General features: G+C 66.2%; 22 protein-coding genes and 2 pseudogenes. 17 read left to right on the top strand and 7 right to left on the bottom strand.

Annotated features, from left to right (window positions below; translation table 11 throughout):
• Positions 1–45: 45 nt before the first annotated feature.
• Positions 46–174 carry a hypothetical protein gene (locus tag V2L32_RS18315; protein WP_331234003.1) on the top strand — a complete coding sequence of 43 codons (129 nt, stop codon included), beginning with the start codon at positions 46–48 and terminating at the stop codon, positions 172–174.
• Between the two features lie 91 nt (positions 175–265).
• Here V2L32_RS18315 and V2L32_RS18310 read toward each other — a convergent pair.
• The 4 genes and pseudogenes from V2L32_RS18310 to V2L32_RS18295 form a co-directional block, all read right to left on the bottom strand.
• Positions 266–820 (bottom strand): annotated as a pseudogene (locus V2L32_RS18310) (nitroreductase family protein); the annotation flags it as partial.
• 12 nt (positions 821–832) lie between these two features.
• Positions 833–982, bottom strand: coding sequence for a hypothetical protein (locus V2L32_RS18305; RefSeq protein ID WP_331234002.1), 150 nt, complete (start codon positions 980–982; stop codon positions 833–835).
• A 13-nt stretch (positions 983–995) separates the two neighbouring features.
• The gene (locus V2L32_RS18300; protein ID WP_331234001.1) at positions 996–2,423 is read right to left on the bottom strand and encodes an FAD-binding oxidoreductase; all 1,428 of its coding nucleotides are present in this window, start codon (positions 2,421–2,423) and stop codon (positions 996–998) included.
• A 397-nt stretch (positions 2,424–2,820) separates the two neighbouring features.
• The gene (locus V2L32_RS18295) at positions 2,821–3,567 is read right to left on the bottom strand and encodes a helix-turn-helix transcriptional regulator (RefSeq protein ID WP_457852213.1); all 747 of its coding nucleotides are present in this window, start codon (positions 3,565–3,567) and stop codon (positions 2,821–2,823) included.
• Between the two features lie 236 nt (positions 3,568–3,803).
• Between V2L32_RS18295 and V2L32_RS18290 the strand changes: the two genes are divergently transcribed.
• From V2L32_RS18290 to V2L32_RS18275, 4 genes are all read left to right on the top strand, one after another.
• A complete protein-coding gene (locus V2L32_RS18290; protein ID WP_331233999.1) occupies positions 3,804–5,024 on the top strand; it encodes a CBS domain-containing protein in 1,221 nt (406 codons plus the stop codon).
• Between the two features lie 256 nt (positions 5,025–5,280).
• A complete protein-coding gene (locus V2L32_RS18285; RefSeq protein ID WP_331233998.1) occupies positions 5,281–8,883 on the top strand; it encodes a molybdopterin-dependent oxidoreductase in 3,603 nt (1,200 codons plus the stop codon).
• Between the two features lie 2 nt (positions 8,884–8,885).
• Entirely contained in the window at positions 8,886–10,094 is a 1,209-nt protein-coding gene (locus tag V2L32_RS18280; protein ID WP_331233997.1) for a 4Fe-4S dicluster domain-containing protein, read from the top strand.
• A gap of 2 nt (positions 10,095–10,096) precedes the next feature.
• Complete coding sequence (locus tag V2L32_RS18275; protein WP_331233996.1) at positions 10,097–10,999, top strand: TorD/DmsD family molecular chaperone; 903 nt, start codon at positions 10,097–10,099, stop codon at positions 10,997–10,999.
• A 70-nt stretch (positions 11,000–11,069) separates the two neighbouring features.
• On the opposite strand, the gene V2L32_RS18270 is transcribed toward V2L32_RS18275, so the two are convergent.
• From V2L32_RS18270 to V2L32_RS18260, 3 genes are all read right to left on the bottom strand, one after another.
• A complete protein-coding gene (locus V2L32_RS18270; RefSeq protein WP_331233994.1) occupies positions 11,070–11,672 on the bottom strand; it encodes a cyclodeaminase/cyclohydrolase family protein in 603 nt (200 codons plus the stop codon).
• 77 nt (positions 11,673–11,749) lie between these two features.
• Complete coding sequence (locus tag V2L32_RS18265; RefSeq protein ID WP_331233993.1) at positions 11,750–12,412, bottom strand: helix-turn-helix domain-containing protein; 663 nt, start codon at positions 12,410–12,412, stop codon at positions 11,750–11,752.
• A gap of 79 nt (positions 12,413–12,491) precedes the next feature.
• Entirely contained in the window at positions 12,492–13,007 is a 516-nt protein-coding gene (locus tag V2L32_RS18260) for a cupredoxin domain-containing protein (protein WP_331233992.1), read from the bottom strand.
• 163 nt (positions 13,008–13,170) lie between these two features.
• On the opposite strand from V2L32_RS18260, the gene V2L32_RS18255 reads away from it, so the two are divergent.
• From V2L32_RS18255 to V2L32_RS18200, 12 genes and pseudogenes are all read left to right on the top strand, one after another.
• The gene (locus V2L32_RS18255; RefSeq protein WP_331233990.1) at positions 13,171–14,427 is read left to right on the top strand and encodes a 4Fe-4S ferredoxin N-terminal domain-containing protein; all 1,257 of its coding nucleotides are present in this window, start codon (positions 13,171–13,173) and stop codon (positions 14,425–14,427) included.
• Positions 14,424–15,773 (top strand): NrfD/PsrC family molybdoenzyme membrane anchor subunit, encoded by a 1,350-nt coding sequence (gene nrfD, locus V2L32_RS18250; protein ID WP_331233989.1) that lies wholly within the window; start codon positions 14,424–14,426, stop codon positions 15,771–15,773. Before V2L32_RS18255 ends, nrfD begins: the two co-directional genes overlap by 4 nt.
• 23 nt (positions 15,774–15,796) lie before the next feature.
• Positions 15,797–15,982, top strand: a pseudogene (locus tag V2L32_RS18245) (hypothetical protein); the annotation flags it as partial.
• A gap of 7 nt (positions 15,983–15,989) precedes the next feature.
• On the top strand, positions 15,990–17,141 hold the full coding sequence (locus tag V2L32_RS18240; protein ID WP_331233987.1) for an Mrp/NBP35 family ATP-binding protein: 1,152 nt from the start codon (positions 15,990–15,992) through the stop codon (positions 17,139–17,141).
• A 105-nt stretch (positions 17,142–17,246) separates the two neighbouring features.
• The gene (locus V2L32_RS18235; protein WP_331233986.1) at positions 17,247–18,185 is read left to right on the top strand and encodes an extracellular solute-binding protein; all 939 of its coding nucleotides are present in this window, start codon (positions 17,247–17,249) and stop codon (positions 18,183–18,185) included.
• Positions 18,182–19,000: an ABC transporter permease gene (locus V2L32_RS18230; RefSeq protein ID WP_331233984.1), complete on the top strand. Its 819-nt coding sequence runs from the start codon at positions 18,182–18,184 to the stop codon at positions 18,998–19,000. The genes V2L32_RS18235 and V2L32_RS18230 overlap by 4 nt, the downstream gene beginning before the upstream one ends.
• Positions 18,997–20,121: an ABC transporter ATP-binding protein gene (locus V2L32_RS18225; protein WP_331233982.1), complete on the top strand. Its 1,125-nt coding sequence runs from the start codon at positions 18,997–18,999 to the stop codon at positions 20,119–20,121. Before V2L32_RS18230 ends, V2L32_RS18225 begins: the two co-directional genes overlap by 4 nt.
• Positions 20,122–20,339: 218 nt before the next feature.
• Positions 20,340–21,512 carry a multicopper oxidase domain-containing protein gene (locus tag V2L32_RS18220; RefSeq protein ID WP_331233980.1) on the top strand — a complete coding sequence of 391 codons (1,173 nt, stop codon included), beginning with the start codon at positions 20,340–20,342 and terminating at the stop codon, positions 21,510–21,512.
• A gap of 266 nt (positions 21,513–21,778) precedes the next feature.
• On the top strand, positions 21,779–22,525 hold the full coding sequence (locus V2L32_RS18215; RefSeq protein WP_331233979.1) for a DUF4129 domain-containing protein: 747 nt from the start codon (positions 21,779–21,781) through the stop codon (positions 22,523–22,525).
• A gap of 86 nt (positions 22,526–22,611) precedes the next feature.
• The gene (locus tag V2L32_RS18210; protein ID WP_331233978.1) at positions 22,612–22,905 is read left to right on the top strand and encodes a hypothetical protein; all 294 of its coding nucleotides are present in this window, start codon (positions 22,612–22,614) and stop codon (positions 22,903–22,905) included.
• 49 nt (positions 22,906–22,954) lie between these two features.
• Positions 22,955–24,106: a BMP family lipoprotein gene (locus V2L32_RS18205; protein WP_331233977.1), complete on the top strand. Its 1,152-nt coding sequence runs from the start codon at positions 22,955–22,957 to the stop codon at positions 24,104–24,106.
• A 7-nt stretch (positions 24,107–24,113) separates the two neighbouring features.
• On the top strand, positions 24,114–25,772 hold the full coding sequence (locus V2L32_RS18200; protein WP_331233976.1) for an ABC transporter ATP-binding protein: 1,659 nt from the start codon (positions 24,114–24,116) through the stop codon (positions 25,770–25,772).
• The last annotated feature ends 37 nt before the right edge of the window (positions 25,773–25,809 follow it).

The following is a 25,809-nucleotide window of genomic DNA, read 5'->3' as shown; positions in this document are numbered from 1 at the left end:
AGGCTTACACGCCACCGACGTCGCTCGATTCGCGTTCGAGAAAGTATGAACTTCTACGATGATCCCTATCACGGCAGACGAAAACGGATTGCCGACACCATCGTGGTCAATCCGGACGACGTCCCCGAGAGCGGTACGAGCAGGTGGTCGCCCGAACGGCTTCACCCCGACTGATAGTAACGAAGCTATAGATTCGACTGTGTACTACCTGATGGCTGGTAGAAGACGGTGCGAGAAACGTGGCGCGTACGAGGCAGAAGGATCCTCACTCCGGTTTGGCGGTCTGCCCCCAACGGTCGTAGAACGTGACCTCCTCCAGAGAACGCCGCGGCCCACGTTTGAAGTCCTCTCCACGGAAGTACGCAACCGGGATCAGCCCGGCCTGAGAGACGTCGTCGGGGATGTCGAGGAGGTCGGCTGCGTCCGGTTCGGCTCCGAGGTGAATCATGGTCAGTGACGATCCCAGCCCGCGACTCCGTAACGCGAGCATGAAACTCCAGGCGGCTGGCCACAGTTCACCGTAGACTGCTGATGCGGCCATATTCCACAGGTCCGTCTCGTATCCTAGTCCCTCCCACAGTTCGTGTACCTCTCGAACTGGTTCGACTGAACACGGAATCACGTGGATCGGCACCTCCTCGAGATGCTCGGCCAGAAACCGGGACGACGCAGCGACCCGGTGAGTCTGCTCGTCGTCCTCGGGGAGGTCGCGCTCCATCAGCTCCATGAACGGACTGATCGTCTTGCGGTAGAGTTCACCGAGGGCCTGTCGCGTGTCCGGGTCGGTGATCACCAGCCACCGCCAGTTTTGATGGTTGAAACCGGTCGGAGCCTAGAGTGCCATCTCCAGGCACTCGTTCACCACGTCCAGGGGTACCGGTCGGTCGAGATCGAGTCGGCGTCGCACCGCTCGCGTCGTTGTCAACACGTGGTCGATACTCTCGTGGTCGAGATCTCCGGTTCGTATCGGCTCGTCAGTCATGATTTAACACGGATCACGCCGACTGGATATTCCGGTTCACGCTGAAGACGTTCTCGGGATCGTATCTTTCCTTCAGCCGGGCGATCCGGTCGTAGTTCTCGCCGTAGGTCGCTCGGATCCGCTCGTCGCCCTCATCGGCGGTCTGGAAGTTGATGTAGTTACCTCCCGTCGTGAGGGGCCTGAATCGCTTCCACGCGTCCGTGACCCACGTTCGATACCGCTCGCCGTTGGGGTCGTCCGATTCCCACATTCCTGCGACCATGTAGACGTACCGTGCATCGCGGTTGCCGACCGCTCCATCGTCAGACGCACACTCGTTGAGGGCTCCGCCGATATGTGCGAACGCGACCTGGCCGCCGGGAATCGGGTTCTCTTTAGCCAGTTCTCGCGTCGTCGAGAGCAGATCGTCTCGTATCTCGGAGACGAACTCGGTCTTCCAGTAGTAGTGGTTCCCCTTCGGCTGCGTCCCATCGAGATACGACTGCAGCTGCGTGTACGGCTGTTCTGCGAGCAGGTCCACGATGGGATCACCGAGTGCTCGAATCGGAGCCATCACCTCGTCAACGTCGTTGAGGTCCCCGGTGTAGCAGATGGCCATCGCGCAGATCCGCTTCCCGTGCTGTTCCTCGGGCACGAACGGTGCAGGAGGAGCCCGACGCATGACGAGAAATATCGTTAGCTCCCTGGGCGCCTCGGCCGTGATCTCCCGGTATGCTCCGAGAATCTCGCTGGCTCGCTCGAACGGCCAGGCGATGAGCCCGCCGTAGACGGTCGGCCCGACTTCGTACAGCTGGAAGGTGAACGACGTGACGACACCGAAGTTGTGGCCAGCACCGCAGATCGCCCAGAAGAGGTCTTCGTTCTCCTCGCGGCTCGCACGGCGAACCGTGCCATCGGCAGTGACCACTTCGACCTCGAGTAGGTTATCGACCGTCCAGCCGAACCGCCGGGTCAGGTAGCCGAAGCCCCCGCCGAGGGTCAACCCGGCCAACCCGGTTTCGGAGATGAAGCCCAACGGCGTCGCGAGGCCGTGAACCTGGGCTTCCCGGTCGAGATCGCCGACGAGACACCCGCCCTGCGCGATACCGATTCGAGTGTCGGGATCGACTACGACGCCCCGCAGCCGGGACATGTCGATGGTCAGCCCGCCATCGGCCAGTGCCGTCCCCGCGATGTTGTGACCGCCGCCCTTTACCGAGAGCAGGAGGTCGTGTTCACGAGCGAAGTTCACCGCAGCCACGATATCCGCCGTCCCCGTCGGCTGGACGACGAGAGCTGGCGATCTCTCGATCATCCCGTTCCAGATGTGCGTGGACTCCTCGAAGTGTTCGTCTGTCGGCGTGACGAGTGGTCCACGGAGTTCCTGGCGGAAGGTTTCAAGCGTCTCTTCGGGGAGCTGTGCCGTGGTTCCGTCTCTGGTATCGATGACCGTGTGTGTCATGGTGTAAAAGTCTCACAGTTTCGTGTGGTGAATCGTCGGATCCGGTCACTCGAAGGCCGCTGGATCGAACGCAGACGCGAAGAAAGGTCGACCTCGTCAAAGACCGCATCGCGCAGTTGTTCCAGGTCTTCGGAATCGTGGGTTTCATCGCGTACCGGTCCATGTCCGCGATGTCGTTGGGTGAATCGGGCATCGGTTGGTCGTAGGTGCCCTCCTAACGCACCGGTGTCTCGTTCACCCCCGTCATCACCGACGCTGTGATCCACCTGCTGATCGAAATTCTTCGGGTGGGTTTCGACTGTTAGCACCACTCACACCACGAAATCAGCTACGCGGCACTCAGCAGTATAAATTCCCCGTGAAAGGTTTCACACCACGAAAGAAGCGGTAAACTGATTTACGAATCCTCGACCGGGACGAGATCATCCGCGTCACCGACCGGTTCGGCCTGCTCCCGTAACCGCTCGTAGTATACCTCTGCCCATTCGACCAACTCGGGGGAACCCGTGTCGATGGTGGCCTGCAGGGATCCCGTCTCGCCGTCGTAACAACAGATACTGACGTGGTCATCGAAGAGACAGATCCCACACCGGTCGTCGAGTGGGAGGTCATCGTGAATCCAGACGGTACAGTTGCTATGACTTACCGCCTTCGTTACCGCTTCGGGATCCCATACGAGGATCTGCTTGAAGACGTCGGGTGGATAGATGTAGTCACTCTGCAGGTCATCAAGCGATCGGGTAAAGAACACCTCCAGGTTGCTCGACTTCAGCATAACCATACCGAACCCGCGCATCATTCCAGCCTCTCTAACGAGTTCAGTGATCCGTTCGACGGGCTGATAGGGATATCCGGGACCCGGCTTCGACACGACCATATCATCGAATAACTCGATGCTGAAGTTATCGAGTTCGTACGGAAGCCACGGCCAGACCTCACGTAGGGACTGTTCGAGGCGCATTGCGTCACGGAACTCGCGTAACCGCGCGGCGACGAACTCACCCAGATCGGTTAACCGGTACGTTCGCTCCTCTTTGGTGATCCAGTGGCGGTCCTCGAGATCGGTGAGAATGCGGCCCATCGTCGGTGAGGATGCGCCTGTCGTTGAGCGTAGATCGCGCCGGTCGCAGGAGGTTTCGCTCAGTGCATCGAGGACCCGACTCGATGTTGCGAACTCGCTAGGAATTCGATATCCTCGAGTGTTGTGTCCATGATTGTGGTATGGCTTGACACACTATATCCGTTAGGTTGGATACCGATCGAGCGGGCTCTCAGAGGAGCGTCTTTGAATCGATCGATACCCTCCCGTCGGTAGTTGACGCACATCCATTCTCCGGGAATCAGCAGAGTGGATAAATAGGTCCTACCCGTGATCTCTCCATGGACGTAACCGACATCGTCGACGAGGAGTTCCGTTCGTACGACGACTCGACGCCGGTCTCGAAACTCCGCGGGGCGTTCGAGACGACGGACGAAAAAGCACTCCTGATCACACGCGACGACGAGCTTGAGGGTGTCGTTTCGCGGCGGGAGGTCCTCTCCTCTCACGAGAAAGGGTCGCGGAAGGCACGTTCGCTTGTCCGACCAGTTCCCACGATCGACCGTCAGGAGGACCTGCGAGAGGCCGCTCGACTCATGATCGCCGGCGATACGAAGGTCCTCCCGGTTTTCGATACCGGCTCTGGAGACGACGACGGTCAGCTCGTCGGCGTCGTCCGCGAGGACGACCTCTTACGTCACGTCCAGCCGTACCTCTCGGTGCTCGACGTGGGGGACGTCGCCACGACGGACGTCGTCTCAGTGAACCCGGAGACCACGCTCGGGCAGGCGCTCGCGACGTTTCGCACCGAGCGCATTCGACATCTCCCGGTCGTCGCCGGTGACGGCGAGGAGGTCCTCGGTATCGTCGGCCTCGTCGACGTCCTCGAGTTCGTCACCCGCGAACTCCAGCGCTCTCAGGGAGGCGATCCGTCCGAGCACGTCGTCGACCAGGGCGCCGGCAGCGGGGGGTTCGGTGCCCGTGAAGGCGAGAGTGCGGATCTGCTCGACCTCCCGGTGAGCAACGTGATGATCGAGACCATAGGAACCGCTGCACCCGACGAGCTCCTCGACGACGTGCTCGGAACGATGCTCGAGTTCGGTGCGTCGTCGTCGATTGTCCTCGACGACGGCGCGCTCGCGGGAATCGTCACCAAGACGGACCTCCTCGAGTCACTGACCTGGGACGACGAAGACGCGCTCCCCGTTCAGGTGTTCGGAGGCGAACTACTGTCCGATCTGACCCGCGAGGAACTGGGCGAGCGGATCGAGAACGTCACTCGCAAGTACAGCGCCATGCGCGTCATGGAGGCGAAGGTCCACTTCAACGAGCACAAAGAACGCCTCCGGGGCGTTCCGCAGATCTACACCCGGATCCGCCTCTTCACCGACAAGGGACTGTTCATCGGCGAAGAGTCCGGCTTCGGGGACCGCCACTCGTTCTCGCTGGCGCTCAACGCGATAGAACGGCAGATCCTCGAGGGAAAGACGTTCGGACAGAGCAAGAAACCCACAGACACGGAGGACGTAAACAGGATGTACGGCTGGTGGCTCAGCGAGTGACCTAAACCTTCCCATTGAACGGGGGCGAAACCCCCCGAGCAGACACGGCCCACGGGTTGCGTCGAACGACCGTTCTCTCGACGCTCCGTTCTCTCGGACGGCCCCATCGGCCCGAACATGTTCGATCCCGTTCCCACCGGCTGGGAACGTACGAGACCGGTTTAGGAGTACGGTGTGACGGTCGAGACGTGATGAGGGACACGACCGGTCGGCCGGGAGCGACTGACAGCATCGACCCACGAGGCGAGGTGAGACGATGAGCGAAGCCTCGGACGCGGATCGGGACGCCGCCGGCGAGGGCGCTACGACCCGCCGCGACGTGCTGGTCGGCGCCGGGATGCTCGCGGGCGCCGGTCTGGCCACGGGGCTCACCTACCGGCGGTTCAGTCCGGAGCCGACGGGCGGACCGCCCGGGACGTTCAACCCGCTCGCGGAGTACCCCGAGCGCGACTGGGAGTCCCACTATCGGGACATCTGGGACGTCGACGACACGTTCACGCTCACCTGCACCCCGAACGACACGCACAACTGCTACCTCCAGGCGAACGTGAAGAACGGGGTGATCACCCGTCTCGGCCCGTCGATGAACTACGGCGAGGCGACCGACCTCCACGGCAACCAGGCGAGTTCGCGCTGGGACCCGCGGGTCTGTCAGAAGGGGCTGGCGATGGTCGAGCGCTTCTACGGCGACATGCGGGTGAAGGCACCGATGGTCCGCCGCGGGTTCAGGGAGTGGGTCGAGGAGGGGTTCCCGCGCGACGACGACGGGAGCATGCCCGAGGAGTACGCGGGGCGGGGGACCGACGACTGGGACGAGGTCTCCTTCGAGGAGGCCTACGACCTCGCGGCGGAGACGATCCTCGAGATCGCAGCACACTACAGCGGCGAGGAGGGCCAGGAGATGCTGCTCGAGCAGGGCTACGACGAGCGGGTCGTCGAGGAGACCGGCGGTGCCGGAATCCAGACGATGAAGTTCCGCGGCGGGATGCCGCTTCTGGGGATGATCCGGCTCCAGGGGATGTACCGAAAGGCGAACGAGATGGCGCTGATCGACCACCACGTCCGCGACGTGGACGAGGAGGAGGCGGTCGGTGCCGCCGGGCTCGATAACTACTCCTGGCACACCGACCTGCCGCCGGGACACACGATGGTCACCGGCCAGCAGACGGTCGACTTCGACCTCGTGAACGCGGAGTACGCCGACCACATCGTGATGGCTGGCATGAACTGGATCTGCACGAAGATGGCCGATTCGCACTGGCTGACCGAGGCCCGGATGAAGGGGACGACGGTCACCGGGATCTTCACCGACTACAACGCGACCGCCACCAAGTGCGACGAACTGATCACCGTCAGGCCGGCGACCGACACGGCACTCTTTCTCGGCGCGGCGAGGATCATCATCGAGGAGGGCCTCTACGACGAGGAGTTCGTCCGCGGCCACACCGACCTGCCGATGCTCGTCCGAACCGACGAGAGCCGGCTGCTCCGTGCGAGCGAGGTGTTCGAGGACTACGAGAACGCCGACCTCGAGAAGACGAGGGTCGTCGCAAACGACGACGAGCGCCCCGGACAGGCGACGGTCGACGTCTGGGAGAACATCCTCACCGAGGACCTCCGGGCCGACTGGGGCGACTTCGTCGTCCGCGACGAGGAAAGCGAAGAACTCGTCGCGGTGTCGCGCGACGAGATCGGCGAGGACTTCGACGTGCCGGCATCGCTCGAGGGCTCGTTCGAACTCGAGACGGTCGACGGCGAGACGATCGAGGTCCGGACGGTCTTCGACCTGATCAGGGAACACCTGATCGACACCTGGGACGCCGAGTCGGTGGCGGCCGTGACCGGGACCGATCCGGAGGCCGTCGAGAGCCTGGCCTACCGAATGGCCGACAACCAGGAGAAGACGCTGCTCATCAAGGGGATGGGCCCGAACCACTACGCCAACCAGGACCAGAAGGACCGCTCGGCGTTCCTGCTCGCGTCGCTGACGCGGAACGTCGGCCACTTCGGGGGGAACATCGGGAGCTACGCCGGCAACTATCGCGGCGCGTACTTCAACGGGCGCCAGCAGTGGTCCTCGGAGGACCCCTTCGACATCGAACTCGACCCGGACGAGCCCGCTCGGGAGGACACCCGCTACACGATGCAGTCGGCACACTGGTACTCCCACGGCGACCGCCCGCTGGAGGTCGACGGCGAGTACTTCATGGGCGACTCGCACATGCCGACGCCGACGAAGTTCCTCTGGACCGCCGGCTCGAACTCGATCCTGGGTAACGCGAAGGGGAGCTACGACATCGTCCAGAACATGCTCCGGAACGGCCGGATCGAGGCGCTGTTCACCAACGAGTGGTGGTTCACGCAGACCTGTGAGTACTCGGACATCGTCTTCCCCGCCGACTCGTGGGCCGAACACCACCTCCACGACATCACCGCGAGCGTCACCAACCCGTTCGTGATGGCGATGCCGCTGACCGGTCTCGACGAGCGGATCTACGACACGCGCAACGACGCCCAGATCTACAGGGGCGTTGCCGACGCGCTCGCCGAGCGAACCGGCGACGAGCGCTTCTCGGAGTACTGGGCGTTCATCGACGAGGAGGAGTACAGGGCCAAACCGTACCTCCAGCGGATCATCGACCACTCGAACACGGTGAAGGGCTACGACATAGAGGACCTGATCGAGCGCGCCGAGGAGGGGGAACCCCGGCTGATCATGACCGGCACCTACCCCAAACTCGTCGGGAAACGCCAGACGCAAGAGGACAGCCCCTGGTACACGAAGACCGGGCGGATGGAGTTCTTCCGCGAGGAGGATCTGTTCACGCAGGCGGGCGAGAACATCCCGCTACACAGGGAACCGATGGACGGGACGCCGTACGAGCCGAACGCCATCGTCTCCGGCGCCGACCACCCGCTGATAAACCCCGAGACGCCCGAGGACCTCGGCTGGGAGGAGGGCCGCGACGACGGCGAGTCCCGACAGGTCCGGAACGTCGTCTACACGCCCGACGAACTGGTCGAGACCACCCACCCGCTCCGGGACCTCGACGACGGCTACCGGTTCTCGTACATGACGCCGAAGTACCGCCACGGCGCGCACACGTTCGCCAACTCGCTGCCGAACGTCGCCGTCTGGTGGGGACCGTTCGGCGACATGGAGCGCGAGGACGAGCGCAAGCCGTACGTCGGCGAGGGTTACATCGAGATGAACCCCGCGGACGCCCGCGAGGAAGGCATAGAGGACGGCGACTACGTCTACGTCGACGCCGACCCCGAGGACCGACCCTACCGGGGTTTCGACGAGGACGACGACGACTACCGCGTCGCCCGTGCGATGATGCGCCTGCGCTACCAGCCGACGCTCCCGCAGGGGGTCACGCGGAGCTGGATGAACCTCAACCAAGCCTCCCACGGGTCGGTCGAGGCACACGAGCGCTCCGCCGAGGAGTGGGAAGAGGTCGAGATGGCGACCCACGACGAGGAGCGCGCGCCACCGCACACGCCCGACCCCGACGTCGGGCTGGCGAAGAACGAGCAGACGGGCTACCAGTCGCTCTACCGCTACGGCGGCCACCAGAGCGCGACGCGGACCTGGTTCCGACCGACACTGCTCACCGACGACATGGCGAGAAAGGAGTACGGCGGGCAGAACGTCGGCGTGGGCTTCGCCGCCGACATCCACTGCGCGAACGGTGCGCCGAAGGAGTCGTTCGTCAGGGTCGAGAAGGCCGAGGACGCAGGCGAGGACGGCGAGGGACTCTGGCGGCCGGCGGAGATGGGGCTGCGACCGGGATACGAGGACGACGCCATGGAGCGGTATCTCGCGGGTGAATACGTCACGGCGGGAGAGGACTGATCATGTCACAAGTTGAGAACTGGCAGCTCGGGCGCGAGGTCGAGTACCCGTACGAGGAGGCCCGCCCCGAGCGACAGTGGGCGGCGATGTTCGACCTGAACAAGTGTATCGAGTGCCAGACGTGTACGCTCGCGTGCAAGACGACGTGGACCCACGAGGAAGGGCAAGAGCACATGTTCTGGAACAACGTCGAGACTAAGCCCTACGGCTCGCACCCCGTCGGCTGGGACCAGCGGCTCTTAGAGGAGATGGACTCGATGGAGTGGGCCGACGACGGCACCTACGAGGGCGATACGATCTTCGAGGCGAACGGGACCGACTGGGAGGACGAGGAGAACCACCCGACCGAGAAGAACATCGGCGAGGACGTCGCGGGGTTCATGCCCCAGGGCGACGACTGGCGCTACCCGAACCTCGGCGAGGACGAGTCGACCGGCGAGGAGATGGAGCCCGACATGCACTTCGACGAGGGCACCCACCCGATCTGGTTCTTCTACCTGCCGCGGATCTGCAACCACTGCACGTACGCGGCGTGTGCCGGGGGCTGTCCGGTCCAGGCGATCTACAAGCGCGAGGAGGACGGAATCGTCCTCATCGACCCCGACAGCTGCGAGGCACAGCTGGTCTGTAACGAGACCTGCCCGTACATGAAGGCGCAGTTCAACCCCGCGGAGGGCATCTCCCAGAAGTGTATCGGCTGCTACCCGAAGACCGAGCAGGGGCGAGCCCCGCAGTGTTTCGAGAACTGCCTGGGGAAGATCCGGCTCCACGGCTACATCAACCACCCCGACGACGTCGGCGAGACCGATCCGATGGAAGGCCCAGTGAACCCGATGGACTTCATCGTCCACGAGAAGGGACTCGCGCTCCCGCTCTACCCGCAGTTCGGCCTCGAACCGAACGTCTACTACATCCCGCCGATCACCGCGCCGGTGGAGTACCTGACCCAGATGTTCGGCCCCGGGGTCGAGGAGGCGATCGAGACCTACCGCTCGATCGGTGACGGCGAGCACCCGGGACTGGAGGGGATCCTCAACCTGATGGGCTCGACCGAGTGGTCGATCACCGAGTTCGAGGTCGACGGCGAGGAGTGTATCGGCTACTACGAGGGCGACGAAGTCGGCCGCGTCCCCGTGACCGAGCCCACCGTCGAGCGCGAGCGCATCGACGAGATCGACGGACAGGACGTCTACCGACTGGACGTGACCTGAGCATGAGCAGGAACACCATCCTCGGCGGGCCGTCGAATTCCACCGAGAAGACGACCGAACCGGGGCGAGCGATCGACGAGGTGACCGAGCGGGCGATCGAGGCCGGCGACACGGAGACCGCGATCCACCGGGCGACCGTCTACGGACTGCTCGCGGTCGGTTTCGAACGGCCGGGCGAGGACTTCGAGGCGGCGCTCGCGGAGGGGGCGTTCTCCGACGCGCTCGTCGAGTCGGCTCTCGCGCTCGATCCGGCGGTAGCCGAGCGCGCCGAGGCGGTCGGCGAGTACCTCGCGGACCGCGAGACGCTCCATAAGCAGTGGGCGTCGCTGTTCGGCGTCGAGGAGGGGATCACCGTCTCACCGTACGAGCTGACGTACCTCCCCGGCCCGCTGATGACGAACGTCCGGAAGCTCGCCGACATCGGCGGCTTCTACGAGGCGTTCGGCCTCTCGATTTCCTCGGGGAAGAACGACCGCAAGGACCACCTCTGTCTACTGCTCGAGTTCCTCTCGATCCTCTGCGAACGGGAGGCTGCGCTCCGGGAGGCCGGCGACGACCGGGGCGTCGCCGTCGTCGTCGGCGCACAGCGGACGTTCGTCGAGGACCACATCGGCCGGTGGTACTGGCGGTTCACCGGCGAGGTGAGCGCGCACGACGACGGCTTCTACGCCGCGCTCACGGACCTGCTGGCCGCCACTGTCGAGCGGGACGTCGAGACACTGGATCTCGAACCGAACTGGGTCCCGGACCACCCGGAGGTCACCGAGTGGAACGAGGACGTCTTCGGCGACTACGGACGGGACTGCGGGGGCTGTGGCGTCGGCGGCGGGTTCGACCAGGAGGCGGAGATGGACCTCCCGTACGCGCCGGAGGACGGGCCACCATCGCAGCCGACGCGGGACTGACCCGGTCGATCGGCTCCGGGGATCGAACGATAGTTCGAGATCCGCTCCGAACGGATCGATTCGTCCGGCGTTATTCCACGTTCGAGAGCGCCCGATCGAGCGCTTCGGTGGCGCCCTCTTCGACCCGTCGTAGCCGGGTTTCGACCTCGTCGACGAACTCGGGATCCTCTCCCTCCTCGACGTTCGCCCGGACGAGGCGTGCGGAACTCCGGAGCGCAGCGTGTGTCAGAAACACACCCGTCGCACCGTCTTCGACCGTGCTGTCGGTACCCTCTCCGATCGCAACGGCAGCGAGCCGAAGGACTTCACCGCAGACCTCGGCCGTCTCCAGTGGCACCTCGACGACGCGTCGCGAGGCCGCCTCGACCGCGTCGACGTCTCCCTCGCCGTTCCGGTCGTCGAGGGCGGTACGCAGCCCGTCGACCGCTTCGGCGTCGGCATCAGCGAGTACTAGCAACCGCCTCCGAGCGATCCGGAGGTCGTCACGGATCTCGCGCAGTTCGTCCTCGACGTCGGTGTCACCTCCTTTCCGGATCGTGTGGATACAGACCATCTCACAGAGTGCTATCCCCGATGCGGCCGTCACGGCGGCGACCGCACCCGCACTCGGCGTCACGGCGGGCGAGGCGACTTCGTCGAGGAACCCCCCGACGGATCGGTCGGCGAACGTCATCCTGATCGCTGGAATCGCAGCCCCGTGGCTTAGCGTGTTCGATCGAATCGCGAATCGAACCCCGGTCGGCGGTCGGACTACCCGGGCAGCGGTCGCTTCAGGTCGATCCCCTCGGGCAGGTCGGAGACGAACTCCTTGACGATCGTCTCCTCGGCCCTGTGAAGCGTCTCGCTGGCAGTCGACTTCGCGATCCCCGTCGCCTCTGCGAGTTCGGTGAGCGTACACTCACGGGGCGTGTCGTAGTAGCCGCGTTCGACTGCCGCTATCACGAGCTCCCGTTGCCGTTCCGAGAGGAGCTGTGTCGAGTCGACGACCGAGCTGACCTGCTCGACCCGGAACTCGAGTCCGAACTGCTCGAGTCGTGTACACAACTCCGAGAGGTGCGCGTTCGACCCGGTCACCTCGATCGTCGCCTCGCCGTCGCGGATGTCGACCGGGAGCTCGATCGGCAGACCCGAAGCCTGCGCGGAGAGCAACAGGAGTGGGGCCGTCGTCTCGAACTGTACCGTCCCCCGGTTCTCCGAGCCGTGCAACGGCGTCACCTCGACGAGCCCGGGGTGGTCCAGCATCGCCTCGACGACCGCACGGGGGTCGTCGTGGGTTATCTGGACGATCCCGTAGCCCGTCTCCTCGCCCGGTATCGCCGCCAGGACGCGAAAGCGCGCCTCGGAGAACGTGCGGGAGACGTCGCTGATCCAGAGGCCTTCGGGCAGCGTGACGGCCAGAGTTGCGTGACTCATAGGTGTGTGTTCGTCCCGGTAGACCGAGGAACGCGCTCCGAACGTGTTCGTCTTTCGGATGAGGTCGAACCCGACGTCCTCACTCGACGACGAGGTCGCCGATCTGCTGGGCCTGGTGGTAGTTGCACACGTAGTTCGCCATCCCCTCGCTGGCCTCGAACTCGAGCGTCGCGCTCTCGCCCTCGGTGTCGACCTCGTCGCTGACGAGGTCGTCGACGACGTCGCCGCCGTCGTCCCAGATCTGGAGGTCGTGGAGGACGTCGTCGGCGTTGATCCACTCGATCGTGTACTCCTCGCCCGCTTCGAGGACCAGCGTCGGGTTCTCCTCGCCCTCGATCTCGCCCGGCTCGACGCCTTCCCAGTGGGTCGAGTAGCCGTCGAGGACGATGTCGGTCCCGCCCGCAATCTCGTAGCCGTCGGCGTCACCAGCGTCGTCGTTCCCGGCGTCGTCGTCCTCGGGCTCGTTTCCGTCGTCTCCGTCGGCGTCCGGGCCGTCGCTGTTGTCGGCGCAACCGGCGAGGCCGACCGCGAGCGCGCTTCCGAGCGTGATCGTGAACGAGCGTCGTCCGAATCGTCGGGTCTGTCTCCCTGTCATCACCCGAACGTCGGGTCCCCGTATTGAAGCACCCTCTCTCGGTTCCCACCGCCTGGGAACTCCCTCGAACATGTTCGCATTCGTTCCCACGCGGTGATAACCGGCTCGGCGGTTCATTCCCGAGTAGCTCCGAGTCGGCTCTAGAGGTGTACTTCAGCGACCAATGAACCACGACGACCCCGGTGGAAACCCGCTTCCGCTTCCGGGCGACCCCGAGTGGGAGCCCCGGATGCGAGCCCTTCTGGAGGGGACGGAGTACGACACCGAACTGGGCCTCGACCTCGCACGCGACGCACAGCGGCTCGTCGCCGGCGAGATAAGCGAGACGGCGTTCCACGAGCGACACCACGACGCCGTCGTCGAGGAGTTCGGCGATGACGAGCGCCCGACGGCCGAGGCGCTCGACGACGAAACCGAGGGACTCTTCGACTCGTTCGTCTCCTCGATCGAACGACTCGCCGACGGCGACGAACTCGACCGGCGGGAGATGCTGAAGAAGTCCGGGGCCGTCGCGGGCGCGGCGTCGCTCGGCGTCTGGGCGAGCACCGGGGGTGCCGCCGACGACGGCAGTGCCGGGAGCGTCGCCGAGGAGGCCGACGAGGAGTCGGAGACCCAGTGGGGGATGGTGATCGACCTCGACAAGTGCGACGGCTGTCTCTCCTGCGTCGTCGGCTGTAGCCAGGAGAACGACACCGGTCCGGGCGAGAACTGGATGTACGTCTTCACGTACGAGGACGAGGGCCAGGACGACGAGAACTTCCTCGTGCGCACGTGTCAGATGTGCTCGAACGCCCCCTGCGAGAAGGTCTGTCCGACGACGGCCAGACACACCCGCACCGAGGACGGGCTGGTGCTCACCGACTACGACGTCTGTATCGGCTGCCGGTACTGCCAGGTCGCCTGCCCCTACGGGGTGAACTACTTCCAGTGGGGCGAGCCGGAGACCCCACAGGGAGAACTCGACCCCGACCACGTCTACGATGCCCGGGACCGCTGGGTCGACAGCCGGCCGCCGAAGGGCGTCATGGGCAAGTGTACGATGTGTCCCTCCCGACAGGACGGGAAGCAGGGCGAGGAGATGATCGGGACGACTGCCTGCGAGGACGCCTGTACGATGGACGCGATCCACTTCGGCGACATGAACGACCCCGACAGCGATCCGAACCGGTACCTCGAACGCGTGCGCGAGGAGAACCTGAACGACCTCGATCAGTTCCCGGATCGCTCGGACGACACCGTCTCGACGTTCCGCCTGCTTGAGGAACTCGGCACCGAGCCGAACGTCGTCTTCGTCGGGAACGAGCCGGGTCCGAACGCGAGACAGGTCGAGGGGCCGGTCGCCTACGAGGACATCGGCGCCGTTGACGAGCGCAAGGAGGTGCTCAACGACGGTACGGTCGCGGGAGGTGTCTCGTCGTGAGTTCCAGGTACGGTGAGCCGAGTCGGGCGGACATCCTCCGCCCGATCCACGGGACCTCGAAGGGCTACTACCTGCTGCTGGCGATCGTGCTGGGAGCGATCGGCGTCTTCGTCGCCGCCTGGACGTACCAGCTCTATCACGGGCTGGTCGTCACCGGGCTCGCGGACTGGGGCTCCGGCGGCGGCGTCACCTGGGGACTGTACATCGGCGCGTTCATCTGGTGGGTCGGCATCGCCCACGGTGGGATCATCCTCTCGGCCGCGGTGCGGCTCCTTGGGATGGAGCGGTACAAACCGGTCGCCAGACTCGCCGAACTACTCACGATCGCCGGGCTCTCCGTGGCCGGGCTCTACATCATCGTCCACACCGGTCGCCCGGATAGGATCGTCACGAGCATCCTGCTCAACTACCCCCAGACGGTCCACACCTCGCCGCTGGTCTGGGACGTCACCGTCATCACGCTCTACTTCGTGATGACGGCGACCTACCTCGGACTGACGCTTCGCTACGACGTGACCCGGCTGCGGGAGGAACTCCCCAACCGGTTCGAGCCCCTCTATAAACTGATGACGCTCGGCTACACCGAGAAGGAGGACGCGGTCGTCGAGCGGATGGTCTGGTGGCTCGCGCTGGGAATCATCATCCTCGCGCCGCTGTTGCTCCACGGCGGGGTGATCCCGTGGCTGTTCGCGCTGATCCCCTCGATGCCGGGCTGGTTCGGCGCGGTCCAGGGCCCGCAGTTCCTCACGATCGCGCTCACCTCGGCGATCAGCGGCGTCATCATCGCCTCTTACGCCTTCCGTCGCGCCTACGACTGGGAGCACATCATCACCGACGACATCTTCCACGGGCTGACGCTCTGGCTCGGCTTCTTCTCCCTGCTCTTTCTCTGGCTGCAGCTCCAGCAGATCATCAGTGGCGTCTTCGCCGCGCCGATCGACCAGACCGCCGCCACCGGCGCGAAGCTCTCGGCGCCCGTCTACTGGTTCGCGATCGGACTCGTGGGGATCGTGCTGGCGTACGTCTTCGCGCAGGCGATCCGGCCGTCGCTGTTCAGCCTCGAGCGCTCGGTCGTCGCCGGCGTCGCGGTCCTCACCGCGACGCTCGTCGAGAAGGTGTTCTTCGTCGTCGAGGGGCTGCTCTATCCCACCTTCGGCCTCTACGAGGCCGTGCCGGGAACGTACGTCCCGAGCCCGGTCGAACTCGCCTCGATCCTCGGGACGGTCGCGATCGTCGTGTTGTTCTTCATGCTGGTCGCGAAGGTCGTCCCGGTCGTCGAACTCCACGCGATCGAAGACCACGGCGACGACGGCGCGCGTGACGCGCACCGGGAGGTGGAAGCATGATCGCGAGCCTGATCCAGGGACCGGGCACCTGGCTCATCTTCGGGGTGATCTTCGTGCCGGTCTACGTCGTGCTCGCAGCGTGGTTCCTCGGCGAGCCCCGGAACACGAGGACCGCCGTGCTCGGCGTGGGCTACCTCGTCGGCCTGACCGTCCTCCTCTGGACGGGGATGTTCCTGAAGACGATGCTGATCGACCTGCTGTTCTTCTAACCGAGCGATGACCGACCCACTCTACGACACCATGACGACAGACACGAACGTCGGAGCGACGGAGCGATCGATCGAAGAGCGCCTCGAATCGATTGAGGACCCCCACCTCGGCGAGGACGTCGTATCGCTGGGGCTGGTGAACCACGTGCGGGTCGCGGACGGGACCGCCGAGGTCTCGCTCGCGTTCAACGCGCCGTACGCACCCGTCGAGATGGACCTCGGCGACCGGATCCGCGAGGCGATCCTCGAAATGGGACTCGAACCCGATCTCACGGCACGCGTCGGGGCCGAACAGGGCTTCGACGAGGAGGTGCTGCCGAACGTCCGGAACGTGATCGCCGTCTCCTCCGGGAAGGGCGGCGTCGGGAAGACGACCGTCGCGGGGAACCTCGCCGCCGGCCTCCACGACCGCGGCGCGCGCGTCGGGATCCTCGACGCGGACGTTCACGGCCCGAACGTTCCGAGAGTGTTACCTGTCGAGGGCGACCCCGGCGTGACACCCAACGGCGAACTCGTCCCGCCACGCTCGGAGGGGGTGATGGTGATGAGCATGCGTTTTCTCACCGAGCGGCCGGACGACCCGGCGATCCTCCGCGGCCCGATGGTGAACAACGTGATGATGAAGTTCCTCGAAGGCGTCGAGTGGGGCCGACTCGACTACCTGATCGTCGATCTGCCGCCGGGAACCGGCGACGCCTCGCTCGACCTGCTCCAGACGATGCCCGTCACAGGCGCGCTGATCTTGAGCACCCCCCAGCGGATGTCGCTCGACGACGCCCGGAAGGGGATCCGGATGTTCGAGGGGCACCACGTCCCGATCCTGGGGGTCGTCGAGAACATGGCGACGTTCCGCTGCCCCGGTTGTGACGACGACCACGAGGTGTTCGGAGGCGAGGGCACGAAGACGCTCCGAGAGGACCACGACGTTCCGCTCGTCAGCCGACTTCCCCTCCATCCGGACTTCGGTGCCGACGGGACCGAGCGTCCGGTCGTTCGCGAGCCCGAAAGTCCCGTCCACGACGTGACGGACGAGCTGGTGGGGACGGTCGCCGACCGGATCAGCGAGGTGAACCGGAAGACCGTCGCCGCGAACCGCGGATCGTCCGACTCCAACGGGGAGAACGCGGGAGAGACGGCCAAGGCAGCCGGTACCCGGTAGCGTTCGGCCCGGTCCGGACGCACAGGGAGAAACCACTGGAGGTTTCGTTCCCGAGGATTGGGAATCGGGAACGGTTATACGACTGCCGCGAGACGACGGGACGACATGAACGGATCGCGACCGACACCGCGCCGTCGAGAGCTGCTCGTGGCAGCCGGAGGGATCGCTCTCGGCACGGTCGCCGGCTGTCTCGGGGGCCGCGCCCGCTCGGTGAGTCTCCTCTCCGCGGGAAGTCTCGCACGGACGTTCGAGTCGCACGTCGGACCGACGTTCGAGGAGGAGACGGGGATCGAGGTCCGCGGGGAGTACTACGGCGCGAACGCGGTGATGCGGATGGTCGAGGACCGAACGAAACACCCAGACGTGATCGTCAGCGCGGACGCGACGCTGTTGCGCGACCGCCTCTACGGCGAGGTCACCGACTGGGACGTCGAGTTCGCGACCAACAGCGTCGGCATCGGCTACGACGAGGCGACCGCGTTCGGGGAGGGTCTCGAGGACGGCGAGTCGTGGTACGAACTCGCGCTCGCCGCCGAGGAGGGCGACCTCTCGATCGGCGACCCGAACCTCGACCCGCTCGGCTACCGCGCGGTCCAGGCGTTCGACCTCGCCGGGGCGGAGTACGGAATCGACGGGCTGCGCGAGGAGCTGCTGGAGCTCGTTTACGAGGAGCCAGAGGAGCCACAGATGATGGCCGGCGTCGAGAGCGGCTCGCGCGTCGCCGCGGTCGTCTACCGGAACATGGCCGTCGACCACGACGTGCCCTTCTCCGAGTTCCCCGACGCGTACAACTTCGCGAACCCCGACATGGCGGAGCACTACGCGACCGTCTCGTTCACGACCGACGAGGAGGGCTACACCGCTGAGGGCCGGCCAGTGATCTACAACGCCACCGTCAACGACCGGGCCGACGACCCGGAGGCGGGTCTCGACCTCGTCCGGTTCCTCGTCGACGAACCCGACCTGCTCGTCGACGCGGGGCTGACCGTCGGGGAGACGATCCCGCGAGCGGAGGGTGATCTACCGGAGGCGATCGAGGTATGAGCCTCTCTCGATCGACCCGCTCCGGACGTACCCGCCGATGGCCGGAGTTACTCGTTCCCGCGGTTCTCGGCTGTCTGCTCCTCGCCTACTTCGCCGTTCCGTTCGTCGCGTTCCTCTCTCGGACCGGAACGGCGAACGTCCTCGCGGGGCTCTCGACGCCGGGGGCGCAGGTCGCGATACGGAACTCGCTGCTCACCGCCCCGGTCTCGACGGCGATCGCGACCGTCCTCGGCGTCCCGCTTGCGTACGTCCTCGCTCGCCGGTCGTTCCCCGGAAAGCGCCTCGTCGAGGCGCTCGTGATCCTCCCGCTGGTGCTGCCGCCGGTCGTCGGCGGGGCGATGATTCTCACGGCGGTCGGGCGGTTCACGCCGATCGGTGCCGTAACCGCCTCGCTCGGAATCCCGCTTACCGACAGCCTCCTCGGGGTGATCCTCGCCCAGACGTTCGTCGCCGCCCCGTTCGTCGTCATCACCGCGCGAGCGGGCTTCGGCGCGGTCGACGAGCGGCTCGAACAGGCCTCGCGCTCGCTCGGTTACGGCCCGCTCGCCACGTTCTGGAACGTCTCGATCCCGCTCGCTCGGGGGGCGATCGTCGCGGGGATCGTCCTCACGTTCGCACGGGCGATCGGCGAGTTCGGCGCGACGATGATGGTCGCGTACAACCCGCGGACGATGCCGACGCGGATCTGGGTCGAGTTCATCGCCGGCGGGATCGACGCAATCATCCCGCTCGCGCTCGCGCTGCTCGCGATCACGATGGCCGTGCTCGCCGCCGTCCAGCGTGTCGCCCGGATGCCGACGGTGATCGAGCGATGACGCTCTCGCTCCGTGGGCTGACCCACCGGTACGGGAACGAGCCCGCGGTCGAGGACGTCTCGTTCGCGATCGGTTCGGGGGAGCTGGTCGCGCTGCTCGGCCCCTCCGGCTGCGGGAAGACGACGATCGTCCAGGCGGTCGCCGGGCACGTCCGCCCGACGGGAGGCCGGATCCGCCTCCGCGGCGAGGACGTCACCGACCGACCGCCGGAGTCGCGTCGGGTGGGGATCGTCTTCCAGCGCCCGACGCTCTATCCGCACATGACCGTCGCGGAGAACGTCGCCTACGGACTGGCCGCACGCGGAATGGACGTTGACGAGCGCGAGGTGGTGGTCTCCCGACACCTCGATCTGATCGGCCTCGCCGATCGGCACGAGGCGTATCCCGCCGAACTGAGCGGCGGGCAGGCACGCCGGGTCGAACTCGCCCGCGCGCTGGCGCCAGAACCGGATCTCCTGGTGCTCGACGAGCCGCTCTCGGCGCTCGACCGCGCCCTCAGAGAGCGGTTGCGGGGAGAGATCGCCCGGATCCAGCGCGAGACGGGTGTCACGACGCTGTTCGTCACTCACGACCAGGAGGAGGCGATGGCGCTCGCCGACCGGCTCGTGGTGATGGACGACGGGAGGGTCGCCGGCATCGGCACCCCCAGAGAGCTCTACGAGACGCCGCCGAACCCGTTCGTCGCGTCGTTTCTCGGTCGGTCAAACCAGCTGTCGGCGACCCTCCTCGAACGGGAGCCACCGACCGTCGCATTCGGCGGGACGGAGGTCGTCCTCGAGCCGGGAGCTGACCCCACCGAAACCGGCTGCCTCGCGGTTCACGTCCGTCCGGAGCACCTCTGGCTCGGCGTCCCCTGGTCCGAGGTCGACGTCACGTTCTCCGGGACGGTGAGAGGTATCTCCGACGTGGGGCGACGCTACGACGTCGTCGTCGCACTCGAGACCGCCGAGGAGATCGTCGTCGAACACGACGGGACCCCGCCCGCGGTGGACGACCGCGTCGCGGTCGGGGTGGACCGCGAGGACGTCGTCCTGCTGCAAGAAGGCGAGGACGAGAGGGGATCGGGCCAGCCGCTCTCGTCCCGGACGGACGACGATCCACCACCGAACCGGATCGGATAGGAACCCCGACCCGATCACCACGTCCGTCCGATCTCGACGCTCACCGTTCCACTCGAACCGCCCGCGACCCGGCCGCGCGTGGGCTCCACCGACGGGCGGCGCGGACAGGCGAATGCCCGGCTTCGAGAGTGCCGACACGCCGTGGGATCGGCGTTCTCAGTCGATGAGAATCGCCAGACCGTGTATATCGGTACCGACGGTAGCTCCGAACGAGACCGATGACCGTCCGATCCATCGACGACCGACGACGGACCGTGCTGAAACTGACCGGGGCGGCGGGCGCGACGCTGCTCGCCGGCTGTCTCGGTGCCGGAGAGGAGACCGAACCGGAGCCGGAAGGCGAGGACGACGATGCGACTCGGGACGACGAGGAGGACGAGGAACGGGAGCTGAACCCGGACCTGTCGTACACCGCCCCGCCCGAGATCGTCGACCTGAACGCGCAGGGTGGGGAGACCGTGCTCCGGGCGGTGCCGGCCAGACATACGCTGGTGGGAGAGGAGGCGAGCACCGGACCGATCGAACTCCCCGAGGTCTGGGCATGGCAGGCCGACGACGGCGAGCCGAGCGTCCCGGGACCGATCTACCGGGTCGGGGAGGGAAGCGAGGTCGAGCTGACCTTCTCGAACACCGAACACCGCACGCCACACACCGTCCACGTCCACGCGGTCGGGAAGGAGTGGATGGACGACGGCGCGCCGACGACGACCGGCTACCAGGTCGGCGGCGGCGAGGAACACACCTACCGGCTCGCGGCCGACGTGCCGGGAACGCACTTCTATCACTGTCACTTCGATACGAGCACCCACCTCGACATGGGAATGTACGGGATCTTCCGGGTCGATCCCGAGGGCTACGAACCCCCAGACAGGGAGTACTTCCTCACGCTCCGGGACTGGGACGATCGGCTCCACCGACGCGTCGCCGGCGAGGACGTCGAGTTCTCCCAGCGCGAGCGGAACTCGAACCGGTACACGATCAACGGACGCTGTGCGCCGTACACGCTCCACCCCGAGGAGGGCTCGCCCCTGCTCGTCGAGTCGGGCGAACGGGTCAGAGTCCACCTCGTGAACGCCGGCTACGAGGCACACCCGTTCCACACGCACGGCCACCGCTTCCGCGTCATCGAGAAGGACGGCTCGCCGATCCCCGAGGAGGCGCAGTACGAGGAGGACGTGGTGAACGTCGCGCCGGCCGAGCGCTACACGATCGAGTTCGAGGCCGACAGCGACCCCGGGCTCTACCCCGCTCACTGTCACAAGGTCAACCACGTGATGAACGGCGAGACCTACCCCGGCGGGATGCTCACCGCGATCGTCTACGAGGAAGTGCTCGAGACCGGCGAGTTCGAGGACGTGATGGCGCTGGCCGGCGCGCATCACGGCGACTGAACCTCGGGCCGGGAATCGGGTTCGTACCGGGCGGTGGATCACGCGCCACACGGAACACTCCTGAGCCACGTTGCGTGGGCTCACCGTCGAGGATCTGTGATCCCTCCGGGAGAGTCGTTCGGGCTTCCCCTCGCCCAGGGCTCGACGACTCCACGCCCGACGGGCGCCAACGAAGGGTTATTCGTCGACTGGTCCTCTACCCGAAGTAACGATGTCGGGAACTTCGATCGAGCCGGTCCGGACGAGAGAGGACCCACCTCCGACGGATGAGTGAGCTCTCCGTCCCGGACGTCGAGCGACGGTCTGGCGTCGAAAAACGCCCGAACGAGACGGTCGGCGAGTACCTCACTCGGGTAGGAGGACGGGCGGGACTGCCACCGGAGACGGTGAGTGCGGTCGTCGATCACGTCAACCGGGACCGGTTCGGCCCCGCCGCAGCCGATCAGGACGGTCCCGAACCGCCGGTCGAGGAGTTCCTCCGGGGGGTAGACTCCGTCGGGAGCGACGACGGAGGCGACGAGGCCGCTCCAGGGGCGGGACGCGACGGGATCGAGGACGGTTTCGCTTCGGACGAGGAGAGGGTGGTGATGCCCCTCGGGAGGCCGCCGGACGACGGCGGTGAGGACGGCCTCCCGACGCTCGTCGTCCTGCTCGTTGCAGTCCTGGTCCTCGGCGGGGTCGTCGCCGGAGGCCTGATCCTCGCGAACGGCGGCCTCCCGGGATCGTCGGAGGAGGCGCCCGCGGACGAGGGGACGCCCGTGAGTGACGGCGCGGACGATCTCGAAGCGTACGACGCCGACGGTCCGGGAGGAATCGACACCGGGGGGGCAGACGACGATCGAGAACCGATAGACATCGGATCGGACGACGAGGAAGCGGACGACGCCGACCCGGCCGACGACGCGGCGGGTGCGCTCGAGATGACGGAGCCTCTCGCCGACTCGGACGACCCGGACGATGATTACGTCGTGCTCACGAACTTCGGGGACGTCGACCTTGATACGTCCACCTGAACGTACGCGACCGCGTCGTTCTAGCTTCGCCGACGACCGGGGCCCGGCCCCGATACCGTTGTCGGGCAGGTCCGTCCACGACCGGGGTGAGCGTCCGGATCGTTATAGCCGCCGGCGAGGACACCGGAGGCACCGTCCATCTGGAGTACGCCGACGTGCAGAACTGGCGCGCCGATGACGACGTGATCCTCGTACCCGAGTGTATCGAAACGGCACCCCCCGGTAGACGAAGACTATCCCTCCGGGTGCAGGCCGCTCGACCTACTGTCGGACACGCCCGTCGGTCGATCGTTCTCGTTTCCACCGACCGCTTGCGGGACGAGGGGTGTAGACGCAGGGAGATACGTCCACTAAACGGAGTTAATTCTGTGATGACATGATCGGGGCCGAGTGGTGTAACTATATGGGAGAGCACGAGTGTGATCCACTATGCGCCGCAGAGCGTTTCTCACGACGGTGGGCGCGGGGACGACTATCGCGACCGCGGGCTGTCTGGTCGACGATGACGACGACGTCGATCCCGCGGACGACACCGACGACGATGCCGCGGACGTCGACGATACCGACGACGAGGCGACCGACGAGGGGACGACCGACGACGCCGAGGACGAACCGGCGTCCGACGTCACCGTGGGGATAATCTACTCCACCGGTGGCCTCGGCGACGAGTCGTTCAACGACATGGCGTACGCCGGTATCCAGCAGGCCCAGGAGGAGTTCGGGATCGAGTACCAGAACGCCGAACCCGACGCCCCGGCGGACATGAACGACATGCAGCGCCAGTTCGCCAGCGACGACGAGATCGACGTCGTCGTCTGTATCGGCTTCGACCACGAGGCGGACCTCGTCGACAACGCCGAGGAGTTCGCCGACACGCGTTTCGTCCTCGTCGACGCGGTCGTCGAGGCAGAGAACGTCGCGAGCTACGTCTTCCGCGAACACGAGGGTTCGTTCCAGGTCGGCCACCTCGCGGGGCTGCTCACGGGGACGGAGTACGCCCACGGCGGCGGGGAGACCGACCCCGAGGAGGCGACCGTCGGCTTCGTCGGCGGCGAGGAGACCTCGTTGATCGAGCGCTTCGAGGCCGGCTACGTCGCCGGCGCGCGACACGCCGACGACGGGATCGAGACGCCCTCTGCGTACGCCGGCAGCTGGAACGACCCGACGACGGGCCAGGAGATCGCGAGCAGCATGTACGACGACGGCGCGGACGTCGTCTACCACGCCGCCGGCGGCACCGGCGGCGGCGTCTTCGAGGCCGCCCAGTCGGCCGGACGGTTCGCCATCGGCGTCGACGACGACCAGTCCGTGAGCGCCGAGGAGTTCAGCGACGTGATCGTCGCCAGCATGATCAAGCGCGTCGACAGCGCGGTCTACGAGTCGATCGAAGCGATCGTCGAGGACACGTTCGAGGGCGGGCAGGTAAACGACCTCGGCCTCGAGGAGGAGGGCGTCGGAGCGATCGTCGGCCAGGACTTCGAGGGCGAGCTTCCCGAGGAGATCGTCGACGCCCTGGAGGAGTCCCGGCAGGCGATCATCGACGGCGAGATCGAGGTCCCGAACACCCTCGACGACCTCTGAGACGGCGATGGGAACGAACGCCGATGCAGAGGGGCCGGGACGAGGAGAGCGAGCGGAGGCGACCCCGTGGGTGGGCGATGAGGTGCCGGCGGTCCACCTCGATGGCATCACGAAGCGGTTCCCGGGCGTCGTGGCCAACGACGACGTCGACTTCACCGTCGACCGCGGCACGATCCACGCCCTCGTCGGCGAGAACGGCGCCGGGAAGACCACCCTGATGAACGTCCTCTACGGCCTCTACGAGCCGACCGAGGGGGCGATCTGGATCGACGGCGAACGGCGGGCGTTCGACGATCCCGGCGACGCGATGGACGCCGGGATCGGCATGATCCACCAGCACTTCATGCTGGTCGATACGATGACCGTCGCCGAGAACGTCGTTCTCGGGGACGAGCCGAAGAAGTGGGGCGGGCTCGCCACCGACACCGAGCGTGCGGTCGAGGAGACGCGGGCGCTCGCGGAACGGTACGGCTTCGACGTCGACCCGACCGAGCGCATCGAGGAGATCAGCGTCGGCGAGCAACAGCGCGTCGAGATCCTGAAGACGCTCTACCGCGGTGCGGACGTCCTGATCCTCGACGAGCCGACGGCGGTGCTCACCCCGCAGGAGGTCGAGGCGCTGTTCTCCGTCCTCTCCGAGCTGATCGCCGAGGGGAAGACGATCGTGTTCATCACTCACAAGCTCGGCGAGGCGCTGCGCGCTGCCGACGAGATCAGCGTCCTTCGGGACGGGACGCTCGTCGGGACGGTCCCCGCAGCGGAGGCGACCCAGGAGCAGCTCGCGAGCATGATGGTCGGTCGCGACGTCATCCTCGAGATCGAGAAGCCGCCGTCCGAGCGCGGCTCCTCGCTCCTCGAGATCGACGACCTCGTCGTCGATGACGACCGCGGGGTGACGGCCATCGGCGGCGTCGGGTTCGCGGTCCACACCGGGGAGATCTTCGGAATCGCCGGCGTCGACGGCAACGGGCAGACCGAACTCGTCGAGGCGATCACCGGGCTCCGACCCGTCGAGTCGGGGACGATCACGTTCGAGGGTCGCGATCTGACGGACGCGCCCCGACGGCGGCGGATCGAAGCCGGTATGGCCTACATCGCCGAGGACAGACAGAAACGGAGCCTCGTGATGGAGTACGACCTCCGGCGCAACGGGCTGCTGGGCTGTCAGCGGCTCCCGACGTTCTCCGACGGCTGGCGGATCGACTGGGGGCAAACCGACGCGTACGTGGGGGAGGTTATCGAGGAGTACGACGTCCGGCCGCCCGACGCGGCCGCGACCGCCCGCTCGCTGTCGGGCGGCAACCAGCAGAAGTTCATCGTCGGTCGCGAGTTCGAACGCGACCCCTCGCTCGTCGTCGCCGCCCAGCCGACCCGCGGCGTCGACATCGGCTCGATCGAGTTCATCCACGACCGCCTGCTCGGGCTCAGGTCCGACGGAAAGGCCGTGTTGCTCGTCTCCTCGAAACTCGACGAGGTGAGACGCCTCTCCGATCGACTCGCTGTGATGCACGACGGTGAGGTGGTCGCCGTCGTCGATCCGGAGAGCGTCACGGAGGAGGAACTCGGCTTGCTCATGGCGGGCGAACGCCCGACCGGGCTCGACCCGGACGGGGCGCGGATCGAACGGGGTGAGGTGGTCGGGGAGCCGGGCGGAGGGAGACGATGACGCTCGGGGGAAGACGTCGTCAGATCGACCGGGGGGT

Source organism: Halalkalicoccus sp. CGA53 (assembly GCF_036429475.1).
Taxonomy (GTDB): domain Archaea; phylum Halobacteriota; class Halobacteria; order Halobacteriales; family Halalkalicoccaceae; genus Natronorarus; species Natronorarus salvus.
This window is presented reverse-complemented; position numbering and strand designations above follow the sequence as displayed.